Source organism: Streptomyces sp. CB02009, assembly GCF_001905825.1.
In the GTDB taxonomy this organism is placed as follows: Bacteria; Actinomycetota; Actinomycetes; order Streptomycetales; family Streptomycetaceae; genus Streptomyces.
Map to the genome: position 1 here is coordinate 614707 of NZ_LIVV01000002.1, position 15585 is coordinate 630291.

The window sequence follows — 15585 nt, forward strand, 5'->3', positions numbered from 1 at the left end:
GAGCGACTGAGAGCGCTCTCAAGCGTGCGGGGGGAGCGTGCCTGGGACGGAGCCCATCCGTCAAGGCTCGAAGGCGTAACGGACGGGAAGAGCCGCCAAGTCCGGCCTGTGTTCAATCTCTTGACACACGTGTTTCGGCGGTTTTACGTTTCCGGCGTCTTGAGAGCGCTCTCTCGAAGCTCTCCGTCTCTCTCGCGGTGTCCGCCCAGGCGTCCACCGCGAGAGCGTCCCCTCTCCCCGCGCATCCCCGCTCCACGCATCCCCGCCGTGCCCCACTCGTCGCGAACGACATGAGGTGCCGTACATGCCAGCCCCCCGCACAAGGCCGGCCGCCGCCGTGGTCCTGGTCTCCGCCCTCGCCGCCCTGGGACTCGGGCCCGCCGCCGCCCCCGCGGCAGCGGCGACCGTCCCCACGGGCGCCGGAAGCTACTCCGACACCCGCCCCGCCGGTACCTCCGGCCCCACCACCAACACCGGCGCCCCGGTGACCCCCAAGGTCACCGCCGCCGCCCAGGGCAAGCCGGTCCCCACCAACGACTGGTGGTCCTCCCTCGCCTTCCAGCGCTACGGGGACAACCCGTACTCCACTCCCATGTACGGCCACCCGCTCACCTACCAGGCGGTCGCCGGCGGCCTCGAACTCGGCTACCCGACCACCCCCGCCATCGTCGGCGACGGACGCCAGTACGAGTTCGCCCACAAGGCCGACCTCACCCTCGGCCTGACCGGGCTCAACTCGCCCGACACCAAGGCCGACGCCTGGTCCGACTGGACCGTCACCCCCTACTGGTCCGACGGCGCCCGCACCCTGCGCACCACCATCGGCCACGGCATGCCCTTCGTGTACGCCAAGGGCAGCGGCGGTGACGCCCGCATCACCACCGCCACCGCGCCCACCGTCTTCGCCGACCAGGGCAACGTCCTCGGCATCACCGTCGCGGGCCACCACTACGCCCTCTTCTCGCCCACCGGCACCGACTGGAACGTCTCCGGCTCCACCATCACCGCCGGGCTCGGCGGCAAGGACTACTTCTCCGTCGCCGTCCTGCCGTCCACCGACGCCCTCGCCACCTACCGCAAGTACGCCTACAGCTTCGTCACCGGGTCCACCGTGAACTGGAGCTACGACGCCGGCACCGTCCGCGCCACCTACGCCCTCACCACCGAGGCGAAGGAGGGCACCGAGCGCGGCACCCTCCAGGCGCTCTACCGCCACCAGTGGCTGAACACCACCGACCCGCTCACCCCGTACACCTACGTGTCGCCCCGCGGCACCATGAAGGTCCGGGAGTCGGCCTCCTTCACCACCAGCCAGAAGGCGGCCGCCACCCTGCCCGGACTGCCGGGCGGCAGCGGCGTCGACACCGCCCGCCTGCGCGGCTACCTCAACGAGGTCGCGAACTCCGCCGACCCCTTCTCCGGGGCCGTCGACACCTACTGGACCGGCAAGGCCCTCGGCAAGCTCGCCCAGCTGGTGCCGCTCGCCGACCAGATCGGCGAGACCGCGCTCCGCGACAAGCTCCTCGGCCAGATCAAGGGCCGGCTCCAGGACTGGTTCACGGCCGGCGGCGCCAGCGAGTTCTCGTACGACACCGCCTGGAAGACCCTCACCGGCTACCCGGCCTCGTACGGCAGCGACACCGAACTCAACGACCACCACTTCCACTACGGCTACTACGTCTACGCCGCCGCGATCGTCGCCCAGTACGACGCGGGCTGGGCGGCCGACTCCGCCTGGGGCGCGATGGTGAAGACCCTGGTCCGCGACACCGCGAACCCCAGCCGCACCGACACCGCCTTCCCGTTCCTCCGCGGTTTCGACGTCTACGCCGGACACAGCTGGGCCAGCGGACACCAGGGCTTCGCCGCCGGAAACAACCAGGAGTCCTCCTCCGAGTCGACCAACCTCAGCGCCGCCCTCGTCCTCTGGGGCTCGGCGACCGGCAACACCCAGCTCCGCGACCTCGGCACCTACCTGCTCACCACCGAGGGCGAGGCCATCGCCCAGTACTGGTTCGACGCCGACCAGCAGGTCTTCCCCGGCGCCTTCCAGCACGACACCGCCGGCATGGTCTGGGGCAGCGGAGCGGCCTACGCCACCTGGTGGACCGCCAACCCCGAGGAGATCCACGGCATCAACGTCCTCCCGGTGACCGGCGGTTCGCTCCACCTCGGCGGCCACAAGGACGCCGTCCGCCGCAACATCGCCGAGATGGAACGGGAGAACCCCGGCCCCGCCGTCGAATGGCGCGACATCCTCTGGGAGTTCCAGTCCTTCGCCGACCCGGCGGCGGCCAAGGCCAAGTGGGACGCGGGCAACGCCGGCTACACCCCGGAGGCGGGCGAGTCCAAGGCCCACACCTACCACTGGCTCACCACGCTCGACACGCTCGGCGCCCCCGACGCGACGGTCACCGGATCGATCCCCACCTCCGCCGTCTTCACCAAGGGCACCACCCGGACGTACGTCGCCCACAACCACGGCGCCACCGCCCGCACCGTCACCTTCTCCGACGGCAAGTCCCTCTCCGTAGCGGCGCGTTCCACCGCGAGCGGAACGGGGACGGGCGGCACCGATCCCGACCCCGACCCGGAGCCGTCCACCGGCAACACCTTCCAGCTCCGCACGGGCGGCACGCTCACCACGGCCACCGGCGCCACGGCGGGCAGCGACACCGTCCTCTCCGCGCAGGGCGGCAACCACGACGGCACCCCCAACCGGCCCGTCGTCTACGAGGCCAGGGGAGTCAACGGCACCCTGAAGGCCGGCGCTTCCACCGCCTTCCGCCTCCAGATCGACGCCGGCACGTCCGTCGGCCTCGGCCAGCAGGCCCGCGTCAGCTACGACCTCACCGGTGACGGCACCTTCGAACGGACGGAGACCTACCACTACTTCGCCACCGACCCGGTCGCCGGCTGGGAGGAGTACGCCCAGTCCCGCGGCCTCAGGTCCGCCACCGGAACGCTCGGCAACCTGACGGGCGGCACGGTGCGCCTGGAGGTCTGGAGCGCGATCGGCAACGGCGACTCGCGCGTCCAGACGGGCACGGACCGGTCGGTGGTGGTCATCCCCTTCGACTGACCGACGTCGAGTGACCGACTTCGACTGACCGACCGAGCCCCTCGGGGGGAACGGAGCGGCGGGCCGGGTTCCTCCTCACCCGGCCCGCCGTCCCGTGTCCTCCCGCTCCGCCGCGTCCGCCGCGTCCGCCGCGTCCGCCGCGTCAGGCCGAGTCGCGGAGCACGAGCGACGTCGGCGTGATGACGGAGGCGGGGCCGGCGGGACCGGTCCCGTCGAGCAGCCGCATCAGCAGCTTCACCATCAGCCGGCCCATGTCCTCGATGTCCTGGTGCACGGTGGTCAGGGACGGGGAGGTCCGGCGCACCACCGACGCCATGTCGTCGAAGCCGACGACCGCCACGTCCTCCGGCACCCGCGCACCGCGCTCGCGCAGCGTCAGCAACGCACCCGAGGCCATCAGGTCGTTGGCCACGAACACGGCGTCGAGGTCGGGCCGCCGGTCGAGCAGCTCCGCCATCGCGCGGGCACCGCTCTCCTCGGTGAAGTCGCCCCGGGACAGCAGGGAGGGATCGGCGTCGACCAGGACGTCGCGATAGCCGTGGAGCCGGTCGAGCGCCGACGTCTGGTCGTCCGGCCCGGAGATGTGGGCGATGTTCCGGCGCCCGAGGTCCACCAGATGCCGCACGGCCTCACGGGCGCCCCCGCGGTTGTCGCAGTCGACGAACGGCACGGCCGGACTCGTCCCGGGAGCCGGCCGGCCGCCGTACACCACCGGGATGCGGGTCCGGTCGATGACGGCCGGCAGTGCGTCGTCGTTGTGCAGCGAGAAGGCCAGCGCGCCGTCGACGTGCCCGCCTCCGAGATACCGGGCGATCCGGTCGTGGTCCCCCGGGCCCTCCACCCACAGCAGCACCAGCTGGGCGTCGTGCGCGGTCAGCTCCCGGCTGATGCCCCGCACCTGCTGCTCGAAGAACGGGTCGGAGAAGATCCGGAACTCGGGCTCCGCGATGATCACCGCCACCGCTCCGTTGCGCCGGGTGACCAGCGTGCGGGCCGCGTGGTTCGGCACGTAACCGAGCTCGTCCACCGCCCTGCGCACCTTCTCGACCAGCGGAGGCCGTACGCCCGCGCCGCCGTTGACGACCCGCGAGGCCGTGGCGCGGGACACGCCGGCGCGAGCGGCGACGGCTTCCAGCGTGGGGCGGGGCCCCGTGGTCTGCTCGGGCAAGGCGTGCGCTCCTCGGCTGCGTGGTGGGGCTGGGTGTCGGCGTGCGGTGCGGGTGGGGCGACGAGCGGTGTGCGGTGACGCGGGTGGTGCGGTGAAGCGGTGTGTCCGGTGACGCGGGATGTGCGTCCTTGTGCGCATCAGGATATCTGTAGCCCCCACCCTCTGAGAGCGCTCCCAGCCCGTACCGGGCGCAGCACGGACCGGGCGGCTTCCCGGCTCGGTGCCGACCCGGTGCCCGTGGGGGCCTCGGTGGTGAACACCCTGCCGTTCCTGGGGTGTCAGTGGTGCGTGCGACGATCCCGTCATGATCGCCTCGCTCGAAGCCCTGGTGCCCGCCCAGGGCAGCACGCACGTCTCGACCACCTACGCCGACTGGGTCGCCGCCCACGATCCGGCCGCCGCCGCGGCGGCCCGTGAGCTCACCGATGCCATGGGGGCCGAGCTCAACCGGTCCTGGTCGAAGCCGGGCGCGTTCGTCGACGCCATGGCGTGGCGGGCGCGGCAGCTGCCCACCGCGCACCTGCCGTGGTTCTGGGACACCGTCGGTCACCGGCTGATCGGTCGCGGCAGCCGCCCCGGCGGTCGGGCCTACGGAGCGGCGCGGGCCGCGGAGGCCGAGCACGGCCTGACCGTCGACCCGGCCTACCGCCGGGCCAACGGGCTGCTGTTCGCCCGGGGCGGGGCCATGCCCGCCAAGGAGTTCGGGGCTCACCAGAAGTTTCTCGCGCAGTCGCTCGGACCCGCCGAGGCGTACGCGGCGCTCGGGACGTTCCTGACCGCCTGGGCCGCTTCGCCGGCCGATCTCCCGGCCGACCTCGTGCGCCGCGTCCGGGCCTCCGCCAAGGCCGCCGGGCACGGGGACGACGAGGTCGCGCGCGTGGTGGGCGAGATCCTGTCGGTCACCCGGAAGAAGTCCGTGCCGGACGCCCTCCTCGTCGCCGCCGAGCCGGTCCTGGCGGCGCACCCGCCGGCGGACGGGGTCGCGGCCGGACTCCTGGAGGTCTTCCCCGAGAGCGTCACCGACGGCGGGGCCTGGCTGCGGATGCTGATCGGGTGCGGCGCCACGGAGGCGATGGAAGCCGGACGGATCGTGCCGGAGGACGGACTGCACCGCTGGGTCGGCCACTTCGTCCACATGTACCAGTACACGCGGGCGTCCGGCGGCGGAGTCACGCGCCAGCAGCTCCCGCCCGAGTTCCTCGACCTCGTGGTCAGGCTCGGGCCCCGGCTGCGGGCCGGGGGCGGAGCCGTGACCGTGCACACCACCCGCCACTACTACCAGGGCTTCGACGCCGACGTCCTGGACGCCTGCCTGGCCGCCGGGGCCACCGTCGTCGACCCCGGCCCGGCGACCCGGATGCGCTTCTGGGGCGAGAAGTCCCGGCGCGACCTCTCCGCCCTCGCCGCCGACCCCGCGTTCGGCCCGCGCCTCGAAGGCACCGTGCACGCCGGCCTGCAGCCCCACTGGTACGGAGCTCCCGCCCGCAAGCCCGGATCGGCCGTGACCCTGCTCCCCGGCAACGAGGGCATCGCGCACGAGGTGGCCGCGCGGGTCGGCAGGCTCGTCGACGCGGTCGGGGGCGGCGGCATGGCGGGCGCGGAGGAGTCGGTCGCCGAGCTGGAGACCCTCCTCGACCGGCCGACGGTGGCGGCGCTCGGCGGGATCGGCGACGCCCTCGCGGGCGCGTCCGCCGGCGGCGCGCTGCGGCGTTCGCTCGCGGCCGGTCTGCCGGAGGAACTCGCCTGGCCCGCGCTGGAGGCGGTGTACGAGGAGTTCGCGGCGGACGCCCTCGCGGCGGCCGACGCCGCCGACCCGGCCGCGGAACCGGACGGGGCCGCTGCGGCCGCCACGGACACCACCGAGACCACGGACACCACCGACACCCCGGCCCCCGCGGGCACCCCGGCGGAGGCGCGGCTCGCCCTCGACGGGATCGGTGCGGCCGGACTCCCCGGTGTGGCGGGGGTGACCAGCACCTGGCCCGTGCTGACCGTCTTCGGGCGCGACCGGGCCGTCGCCGTCGACCCCGACGGAGTGCGCGGCTCCTGCCGGTTCACGGTGCCGGCGGACGCGACCATGTTCGCCGTCCACTACGTCGGCGGCTCGTTCCTCGTCAGCTGGAGCCTCAAGAAGAGCCCCTACTACTGCGACACCGCCGTCTGGGCCGACCGCCCCGACGAGCCGTTCACCCCGGAGGACACGGGCGGCCTGGTGCCCTTCGGCGGCAGCCTGGACGGGGCGTACGGCTTCCAGTTCGAGACCGCCGACGGCGGCGGGCGACACGGCGGCCTCCGGGTGACCCGGCCCGGCGGCACGGAGGGGATCGACCGGGAGGAGCTGCAGCTCGGGGACGGTGACCGGATCTGGACCAACGCCGTCTTCGGGCGCCGGCCGTGGGAGACCGTCGACCCGGTCACCGGCGAGCGGCAGGGCGCGACCCCGCTGCCCGACTTCCCGGGCCGCCCCGCGAGCACCGACCCGGTCCTGGAGCCGTCCGAGGCGGACAAGACCCTGGCCCGCGAGGCGCTGCACCTCGCGCCGCTGCCCGCCGGCCTGACCGACTCCCCGCTGGGCAGCCGGGACGGACTGGTCGGCACCCGGGTGCTGTTCCGCACCCGCTACCGCGACAACGCCCCGGACCACTACCTCCTGGAGAGCATCGACGGCCGCAAGGCCCGCTTCGACATCGACCGGCCAGGACAGGAGCCCTGGGGACTCATGGCGGCGCCCGGGGGCGCCGTGGAGGACGTCGTCCTCGCCGAGGCGCAGACCCGCACGGGCGTGCGCGCGTACGCGGCCGACGGCGTCCTGCTGTGGGAGTTGGACGGCCACCACTCGCCCGCCCACCCGCGCGTCAAGCCGTCCCGCCGCGCCACCGCATCCCTCGGCGTGGCCCTGCCGCCCGCCTTCTGGTACCTGCTGCGGACCCGGGACACGGCCGGTTCCACGGCGCTGCGGACCGTGGAACGGGCAGTGGCCGACACCCTCCTGACCGCGGCCCTCGACGGTACGGAGGCGCTGCGCGCCGCCGTGGCGCGGGAGTTGCCCGCGGTCACCGCCCCGGCCCTGGTCGAGGCCGTCGTCGCGGTGGCCGGGCGCGCCGCCCGCGTGGAGCGGCGCCGGCGCGCCCTGCACCGGCGCGTCACCCTGCTCGCCGAGGCGCCGCCCGTCCTGCCGAGCAGCGCCGTGCCGGACACCGAGCTGATGCCCGCGCTGTGCGGACTCGTCGTGGACGGGTCGGACGACTCCTGGCGGCGGAGCCGGGACGTGGGCCGGGCCGCGACCCTGAGCGCGCTGGCCGCCGACGGCGCCTGCCTGGCCGGGACGATCGTGGAGGAGGTCCGGCGGCTCTCCCCGCCCGCCCTGCCGCACGACTGGTCGCAGCTGCTCGGTGCGATCGACGCCGTCGCCTGGCGCACGGCGGTCGCGCCGACCCCTGACCCGGAGCGGGCCGCCCTGCGCGCGCTCCTGGAGACCTGGGCCGAGCAGCCGTTCGCCCGCGAGGGCGGCCGGTGGTGGGTCGGCCGCACGACCGGGGCCGGGCCCCTCGAAGCACTGAGGGAGGGCGGGACCGTCGTGGCGTCCGCCGCGCGGTGGGACGCCGGGAAGGCCTGCTGGTTTGTCGCTCCCGCCGTCGGCTCCACGGAGGACGACCCGGTGCCGGCGGCCGTCCCCGACGCCCGGCTCGTCCGGGTGGACCGGGACGACGCGGGCCGGCTGCGGGCCCTCCTCGCGGCGATCGACGCGCACGGCCCGCTCCCCGTGCCCGAGTCCGCCGCCGTGCGGTTCGCCGAACTGACCGGCGTGCGCAGGCCCGTGGCCCGGCTCGTGGTCGCCGGTCTCGTCGGCCGCGCCGACCGGGACGAGGACCGCGCCCTCGCCCGCAAGGCGCCGTACAAGGCCAGTCCGATGACGGTCGAGGCCTACGAGCACCTCCGCGCGCGCCTGGGCGGCGCCGGCCGGCGGGCCGTGCTCGCCGCCGCGCTTCCCGCGGATCCGGCCGAGCTGTGGCGGCCCGGCGGGGTCGAGGCGGCCGTGGAGCGGATGGCGGGGGTGTGGCGGGAGCGGATCGGCGCACTGCCCGTGGTCCACGACGAGGCGGCCGACGCCCTGGAGGCGGACCTCGGCCTCTCCGAGGTGTGGGCACGACGCCTCGCGGGCGGCTACGAGGCCGCCGAGGACTCGACCGTGCCCGCGGTCGGCTGGGACCTCGCGGCGCCCCGGTACGGCCTGGGCGCCGAGGTGAGGGCGCTGCCGCCGGAGGGACCCGAGCTGCGCTACGGCACCCCCGTCGGCCTGTCGGTCGAGCGGATCGCGAGCGCCCTGGTCTGGGCGTGGACCGACCGGCCCGTCGGCGACCCGGCGGTGGCCGGCGCGACGGCCCTGCACGAGCGGCTGCGGGCCGAGCTGGCCCGACCGGAGCTCCTCGTCGAACTGGCCGGCGGACGCGTCCAGGACACCTCGGCGCGGATCGCCGAGCGGTTCGGGCCGGCGACGCTGCCCGTGTCCCTGGACCGCCGGAAGGAGGAGGGTGAGATGCCGACCCTGACGGCCTACGACTCCGGCCCCCTGGTGGTGTGCGCACCCGGCGGCAACGCCTTCCTGCGGCCCGCAGAGGTCGCCGACCCCGAGGTGTGGCGCCGGGTCCGCGAGACCACCGACCTCGCCGAGGAACTCGACCGGGTGGCACCGCTGCTCGTCGGCGGCGGACTCGACCGGATGATGCGGCGGGCCGGCTCCGGAGCCGTACCGGACGGCGCGTACGAGGCGGATCCCCGGCAGTCCTGCCCGGAGCTGGTCGCGGAGGTGGCGGGTGAACTCGGCGCCGGGACGGACGCGGCCGCCCTCTACCTGCAGATCGCGGCGCTCGCGGCACCCACCGACCGGAACGTCCGCCGGTGGAACGGCTGGACGACCAAGCGGCACGCGGCGGTCCGGGCGGAACTCCTCGCCACCGGCGCGGTCCTGGAGGCCAAGCGGGCACGGGCGGGAAGGACCCTGTTCCTGCCCGGCGACTGGACCGAGCTGGAGTCCCCGCACCTTCCTCTGGAGAAGGTGAAGCTGGCGAGCCACCGGATCCGCCCGCTGTGGAGGAACGAACTCCGCTCCCCGTTCGTACGGTTGCTGCCGACGGTCCCGCTGCATGAGTTGTTCGCGGAGGCGTGGGAGCGGGAGCGGGAGGGGCGGGCCTGACCCGGGCGGCGGGGGCCCGGCGGCGCGCCGGGCCCCCGCCCGCGCGGGAGGCCGGGCCCCCGTCCCCGGGAGGACGCGGAACCGCCCCGTACGCGTGGCGTACGGGGCGGTCGGCGAGCGGTCCGCGCGGGGCGTCCGGGCGGTCAGCCCGGGATCGGTGCCCCGGCCGGGGCCGGAGCGTCGACGCCGGCGGTCCGGGCCGCGAGGACCTTCTGGGCGAGGACGCCGAAGACCACGCCGAACACCGCCCACAGCACCGCCTGGACGGCCAGCGAGGCCAGCCTGAACTCCCAGAGCAGCGCGGCGGGGAAGCCCGCCTTGACCGCGTCGTCGTTCGCCGGGAGCAGCACGAAGGCGACACCGGTCACGACGACGAACCCGGCCGCGGCGGCCAGGGTCGCGTTCCAGTTGCCCAGACGCGGCGCGAGGCGGCGCCCCGCGATCACCGCGGCGAGCCCGAGCAGCACACTGAGCAGGATCATCAGGAAGAACAGGGTGGTGCGCTTCCCGATCGTGTCGGGATTGCCGACGGCCGGAGGGGTCGCCGGATACTTCAGGAACGGCACCAGATAGACGGTGGTGAACGCCGCCGCCGCGGTGAGCGCCGCCGTCGCCCGGGGGCTGAACCGGCCGATGCGGCCGAGCGCGAAGGAGAAGGCGAGGGCGGCGATGCCGCCGAGCGCCACCCCGTACACGAGGACACCGGTGGCCAGTCCGAAGGTCGACTGGACGGGGCGGCTGACCGCCTCCTCCTCTTCCTCCGGGGCTTCGGCCGCCGTGCCGCCGTGGCCGGCGTGGGCGTCGGGCGCGGGGTGCGGCTCCTGGGCGGCCTGGGCCTCCTCGACGGCGATCGCGCCGTCCACGGGAGGCTCACCCACCACGTAGGCGACGGCGAAGGCCAGGAGACCGGCGATCAGGCCCGCGAGCATGCCGCGGACCAGCAGGGATCTGACAGTTGAGGCGTGCATGTGCGGATCGCCTCTCAGTGGCAGGGGAAGCCGAGCAGATGACGACCGTCGTGCACCCACTCGTGCACGTCGGAGCCCGCGATCAGAGAGGTGGCACCCTGCTCGGCGCCCACGAAGTACAGCGCGATCAGCGCGAGAAGGCCGACGAAGAACGCCCAGGGCAGAACGGCCCGGACGGGCAGCGGGGCCGGAACGGCCACGGAAGGGGCGGATGCGGCAGCGGAGACGACAGCCTCGGCCATGATGGAACCTCCTGCGGGAACTCGCGTCCCGGACGGTGGTGCAGGACGACGGTCCACGGGTCTGACTCACCGCGTCACCGCCTCCCGGTCGGAAGGGCGGCGCCCGGCTCACAGTGGCGCGACCGTGCCGGATTCCCACCGGACTTCCGTCTCGCCGTCGTCACGCTGTTCAAATGTCGCCCGACCGTACCGCGCACCGGATGCGCCGCCAAGGGCGTGAGGCCTGAATCACGTTCGCGCGCCCCCGGGGCCGGTGGCAGCGGCTCGGCGCAGTCGGCACAACGGCCCGGGACTACCCTGGGCGCCGCCCCAGGACCCGACCGAGAAGGAAGCCGATGACCCTCCGGCTGACGCTGATCTCCCCCGCCACGAGCGGTTCGCCGCGCGACGTCGGCTTCGACGACGACGGCCCCCTCGGCCCCGAGGGGATCGCCCGGGCCGAGTCCGTCGCCTCCGCCGTCGACCCGGCCTCGCGCGCGTACTCCTCGCCCTCGGCACGCTGCCGCCGGACGGCGGAGGCCCTCGGTCTCTCGGCGGAGCCGGTGGGAGCGCTCGCCGGCTGCGCGATGGGGCGATGGCGGGGACGGACCCTCGCGGCGGTCGCCGCCGAGGAGGAGGCGGCGCTCGGCGTCTGGCTGTCCGACCCGGCGGCGGCACCCCACGGCGGGGAGTCCGCGCGCGAGCTGCGCGGACGGGTCGGGGCCTGGCTCGACGGACTGCGGGCCGGCTCGGGCCGCGTCACGGTCGTCGCCGAACCGGACGTGATCCGTGCCGCCTTGGTCCACGCGCTCGGGGCGCCGGACGAGGCGGCCCTGCGGCTCGACGTACGGCCCCTGACCGCGGTGCACCTGAGCGGGCGCGCCGAGCGCTGGAACCTGCGCGTCGGCGACCCGCTCGGGCCCGCATAGGCCCCTTCGGCGACAGCTCTCACCGGTCAGGCGGCGGGACGCCGCCACTCGCGCAGCAGCAGATAGCCGAGGTACGCGCCGCCGACGGCCATCGTGTACAGGCCGACGGGCAGGTCGTCGAAGAGCGGCAACTGCTGCGCGGTCAGGTCCGCCAGGACCAGCAGCAGGGCTCCGAGCAGGGTGGACATGACCAGGTGCGGGCCGCCGCTGCGGGTGACCCGCTTGGCGATCTGCGGCGCGGTCAGCGAGATGAACGCGATCGGTCCCGCCACGCTGACGGCTCCGGCGGAGAGGACGATCGACAGCACCACCGCCCAGGTCGCGGTCCGCCCCGGGCGGGCCCCCAGACCCGTGGAGAGGTCGTCGCCCATCTCACCGATGCTCAGGGGCCGGGCGAGCAGCGCCGCGAACGGCAGGGAGACGAGCAGCACCGTCCAGATGGTCGCCGCGTCGTCCCAGGAGCGGGCGGAGAGGCTGCCGTTGATGTAGGCGGTCAGGGCGCTGGCCTTGTCGCGCTCGACGGCGTACACCACGTACTGGGTGAGCGCGGTCGCCATCGCGGCCACGCCGATGCCGGCCACCACGAGCCGTCCCGGACTGCGGAACCCGGTGCCGGTGGAGAGGAACACGACCGTCATCGCGAGGATCGCGCCGAGCAGCGCGCCGACGGCCACCGGCATGACGTCGGGCAGGAACAGGGCGGCGGCCGCCGCGCCCGCTCCGGCTCCGGCGCCGAGCCCGATGACGTCGGGGCTGCCCAGCGGATTGCGGGTGACGGACTGGAACAGGGCCCCGGACAGGCCGAAGGCGGCGCCGGTCGCGATGGCCACCACGAGCCGCGGGCCGCGCAGCCTGTTCAGGACGAAGGCGTTCTTGCCGGTGGCGTCGCCCGCCAGGGCCGACGGCAGATCCGGCAGGGCGATGCCCAGCCGGCCCATCGACAGGGTGGCCACGGCGGCGGCGCAGAGCAGCAGCAGGGAGACCACGGCGGCGATCACGGTGGTACGGCGCACGGGGACGGCGACCCAGGGGCCGATGCGCAGCACACCGCGGCCGGCGGGTCGCGGTGTGCGCGGCCTGGTCGCCTCCGTGCTGTCCGGAGAGTCGATCCGGTCGGCGGTCTTCATCCCGCTCCCCTCATACGGCGAACGGCGAAGAGCAGGGCGGGCGCACCGACGAAGGCGGTGACCACCCCGACCATGAGTTCCTGCGGGCGCAGCACGATCCGGCCGATGACGTCGGCGAACAGCAGCAGCGTCGGCCCCGCGAGGGAGGTGAAGAGGATCTGGGCCCGGAAGTCCGCGCCCACGAGCGCGCGGACGACGTGCGGGACGGCGAGGCCGACGAAGGCGATGGGCCCGACGGCCGCCGTCGCGGCGGCGGCGAGCAGCGTCGCCGCGAGCAGTCCCGCGCCCTTGACGCGGGCCGGGCTGATGCCGAGGGAGGCCGCCTTGTCGTCGCCCATGGCCATCGCGTTGAGGCCCGGCGCGAGCAGCAGGGCGAGCAGGAAGCCGGCCGCGGCGAACGGCACGACCGCCCAGAAGGCGTCGAAGCCGCGACCGCCGAGCGCGCCCACCACCCAGTAGCGGTAGGTGTCGAAGACCTGCGGCTTGGACAGGGCGACCGCTTGGATGAAGGCGGCGAGGACGGCGGAGAGCACCGCGCCGGCGAGGACCAGCCGCACCGGGCCACCGCCGCCGCCGGCGGTGCCGACGACATGGACGACGACACCGGTCAGGAGGGCGCCGACGAGGGCCCACCAGATCGTCTCCCGCTGCCCGGAGGCGCCGAGGAACGCGGTGGCGGCGACGATGCTGGCGGACGCGCCCGCGTTGATGCCGAGTAGTCCCGGCTCGGCGAGCGGATTGCGCGTGATGCCCTGCATCAGGGTGCCGGCGACGGCGAGGCAGAGACCCGCGAGCACACCGAGGGCGGTGCGGGGGTAGCGGCTCTCGACGACGGTACGGGTGTACGCGTCGCCGCCGTCGCCGAGGACGACCCGCAGGACGTCACCGGCGGAGGTCGGCTTGCTGCCGAACATCACGCTGGCGAGGAGCGCCAGGGCGAGCAGGGCCAGGCACAGGACGGCGGCCAGGACATGCCGGCCAAGGCCCCGCCGTACCACGGCGGGGCCTTGAGCGGTCTTGGAGAGAGTGGTCACCTGGGGGACCCGTGGTTACTTCCCGGCCTTGGCGACGGCCTTGTCGATCATCGGGAGGTAGCGCTCGATGCTGTACGGCACCGTCAGCGGGTTGATCATCGAGGAGGCGGTGACGAAGGGAGTGTCGTGGCTGTAGACGAGCGCGTCCTTCTTCACGGCGGGGATGGCCGCGTACAGCGGCTGGGCCTCGACGGTCTTGCGGGACTTCTCGTCCATGTAGAACGTGAAGGCGATGTCGCTCTTCGCCAGCTTGTTGGCGTTCTCCAGGCCGATGAGGGCGGAGTCGGTGCCCTCGGTCTCCGGGAAGGTGTTCACGACCGGGTCGACCTTGAGGCCCAGCTTGGAGACCATCGCCACGCGCTGCTCCTCGGGCTTGAAGACGCCGAGGGTGCCGGGGCCGGTGTTGTAGATGTACGAGAACGTGACGTTCTTGTAGTTGGGGCGGGAGGCGGCCGCGTCGGCGAGCTGCTTCTCGATCTTCGCCTCGAGGTCCTTGGCCTTCTCCGGCTGGCCGAGCGCCTTGGCGACGATCTCGATCTGCTGGTCCCAGTTCGTGCTCCACGCCTTCTCGGGGTAGGCGACGGTGGGCGCGATGTCCTTGAGGATGTCGTACTGCTTCTGCGTCAGACCGGACCACGGGGCGAGGATGACGTCGGGCTCGAGCTCGGTGATGGCTTCGATGTCGAGCTCCTCGCCGCCCTTGAACTGCTTGGGCAGCGTGGCGCCGGACTTCTTCACCGCGTCGTGGATCCAGGGGAGGTAGCCGCTCTTGTCGCTGCCCCAGGGGTACTCCTCGATACCGACCGGGACGTTGCCGAGGGCGATGGCGGTCTCGGCCGAGCCCTGGCCGAGGGTCACCACGCGCTTCGGCTTGTCCTTGATGACGGCCGAACCGAGGGCGCTCTTGATGGTGACGGGGAAGGCGCCCGCAGGGGCCTTGCCCGCCGAGCCCGCCGCGTCGTCCTTCTTGTCGTCCGAGCCGCACCCGGTCACCAGCAGGCCGAGCGAGAGCGCGGCGGCGCCCGCCACGAGAGCGCGACGGCGAAGGGGGGTGAACACAGAAGGCATGGTGGTTCCTTGTCTCCGGGCAGGGGGATGTACGAGGGCCCCGACCGACGGCCCCTCGGACGGAGGTCCGCGGGGCAACGATCAGCTCGGCGCTTGTTAGGTGAGCCTAACCTATTCCCGCCCGGGCGTGGACGCCAGGGGCCGCGATCCCGGTGTGATCGACACGGCACCCGGCCGACTCCTCAGGGCGCGACGGCCTTCCGTAGGGTCCGCAGGCACAGGGAGAGGGCCGTGTGCTTGGGGGTGCCCTGGTCGCGCGCCTGCGTCCAGGCGGCGTAGAGCAGCGCCCACATGACGTCCTGGAGCCACCCGGCGTCGACCTCGGGGTCGAGCGTCCCCTCCTGCTGGCCGCGCCGGATGAGGGTGAGCAGGGACAGGTCGGCCGCGGACTCCTCCTCGATTCCGGACCACGCGACGAACTGCGGGACGTCGTACAACAGCAGCAGGCGGTCGCCGAGTTCGAAGTACTCCAGGCAGAGCCGCTCCAGCGCCTCGGGTGCCGGCCCGTCGTCGAGTCGTGCCCGGTCGGCCGCCGCCGCGACCCGGTCGCACACGTCCGTGCCGATCGCGGCGAGCAGGTCGGAGCGCTCGCGGAAGTAGCGGTGGACGGTGGTCCGTCCCACCCCGGCCGCCTCGGCGACATCGCCCAGCGACGCGCTGTGGTCGGCCGTGAGGACGGAGACGGCGGCGTCGAGGATCGCGCGCCGGGTGCGGGCGCGGGTGGCGCTCTCGCGGGTGGCCGCGCCGTGCGCGGGAGTGTCGTCGGACCCCATGCGCACACGGTAACCCCTCAT

10 protein-coding genes are annotated in these 15585 nt (G+C 74.2%); 3 read left to right on the forward strand and 7 right to left on the reverse strand.

Translation table 11 applies throughout. From position 1 onward, the window contains the following. Positions 1-304 precede the first annotated feature (304 nt). Positions 305-3082, forward strand: a complete 2778-nt coding sequence (locus AMK27_RS10170) for a glycosyl hydrolase (RefSeq protein WP_073904875.1) — start codon at positions 305-307, stop codon at positions 3080-3082. Positions 3083-3224: 142 nt separating this feature from the next. Here AMK27_RS10170 and AMK27_RS10175 read toward each other — a convergent pair whose 3' ends face one another. After that, on the reverse strand, positions 3225-4250 hold the full coding sequence (locus tag AMK27_RS10175) for a LacI family DNA-binding transcriptional regulator (RefSeq protein ID WP_073904877.1): 1026 nt from the start codon (positions 4248-4250) through the stop codon (positions 3225-3227). A 304-nt stretch (positions 4251-4554) separates the two neighbouring features. Between AMK27_RS10175 and AMK27_RS10180 the strand changes: the two genes are divergently transcribed. After that, positions 4555-9444, forward strand: a complete 4890-nt coding sequence (locus tag AMK27_RS10180; RefSeq protein WP_073904878.1) for a hypothetical protein — start codon at positions 4555-4557, stop codon at positions 9442-9444. A gap of 143 nt (positions 9445-9587) precedes the next feature. On the opposite strand, the gene AMK27_RS10185 is transcribed toward AMK27_RS10180, so the two are convergent. Both AMK27_RS10185 and AMK27_RS10190 read right to left on the reverse strand, forming a co-directional pair. Then, positions 9588-10412 (reverse strand): CbtA family protein, encoded by an 825-nt coding sequence (locus AMK27_RS10185; RefSeq protein ID WP_073904880.1) that lies wholly within the window; start codon positions 10410-10412, stop codon positions 9588-9590. A 14-nt stretch (positions 10413-10426) separates the two neighbouring features. After that, positions 10427-10654, reverse strand: coding sequence for a CbtB domain-containing protein (locus AMK27_RS10190; protein ID WP_073904881.1), 228 nt, complete (start codon positions 10652-10654; stop codon positions 10427-10429). Between the two features lie 335 nt (positions 10655-10989). Between AMK27_RS10190 and AMK27_RS10195 the strand changes: the two genes are divergently transcribed. Then, positions 10990-11562 carry a histidine phosphatase family protein gene (locus tag AMK27_RS10195; RefSeq protein ID WP_073904883.1) on the forward strand — a complete coding sequence of 191 codons (573 nt, stop codon included), beginning with the start codon at positions 10990-10992 and terminating at the stop codon, positions 11560-11562. A gap of 26 nt (positions 11563-11588) precedes the next feature. On the opposite strand, the gene AMK27_RS10200 is transcribed toward AMK27_RS10195, so the two are convergent. The 4 genes from AMK27_RS10200 to AMK27_RS10215 all read right to left on the reverse strand — a co-directional run bounded on the left by AMK27_RS10200 (position 11589) and on the right by AMK27_RS10215 (position 15564). Next, a complete protein-coding gene (locus AMK27_RS10200) occupies positions 11589-12689 on the reverse strand; it encodes a FecCD family ABC transporter permease (RefSeq protein ID WP_073904884.1) in 1101 nt (366 codons plus the stop codon). After that, positions 12686-13687, reverse strand: coding sequence for a FecCD family ABC transporter permease (locus tag AMK27_RS10205; RefSeq protein WP_274535742.1), 1002 nt, complete (start codon positions 13685-13687; stop codon positions 12686-12688). The genes AMK27_RS10200 and AMK27_RS10205 overlap by 4 nt, the downstream gene beginning before the upstream one ends. A 51-nt stretch (positions 13688-13738) precedes the next feature. Beyond that, positions 13739-14791, reverse strand: a complete 1053-nt coding sequence (locus AMK27_RS10210) for an iron-siderophore ABC transporter substrate-binding protein (protein WP_073904887.1) — start codon at positions 14789-14791, stop codon at positions 13739-13741. Between the two features lie 182 nt (positions 14792-14973). Next, entirely contained in the window at positions 14974-15564 is a 591-nt protein-coding gene (locus AMK27_RS10215; RefSeq protein ID WP_073904889.1) for a TetR/AcrR family transcriptional regulator, read from the reverse strand. Between the last annotated feature and the right edge of the window lie 21 nt (positions 15565-15585).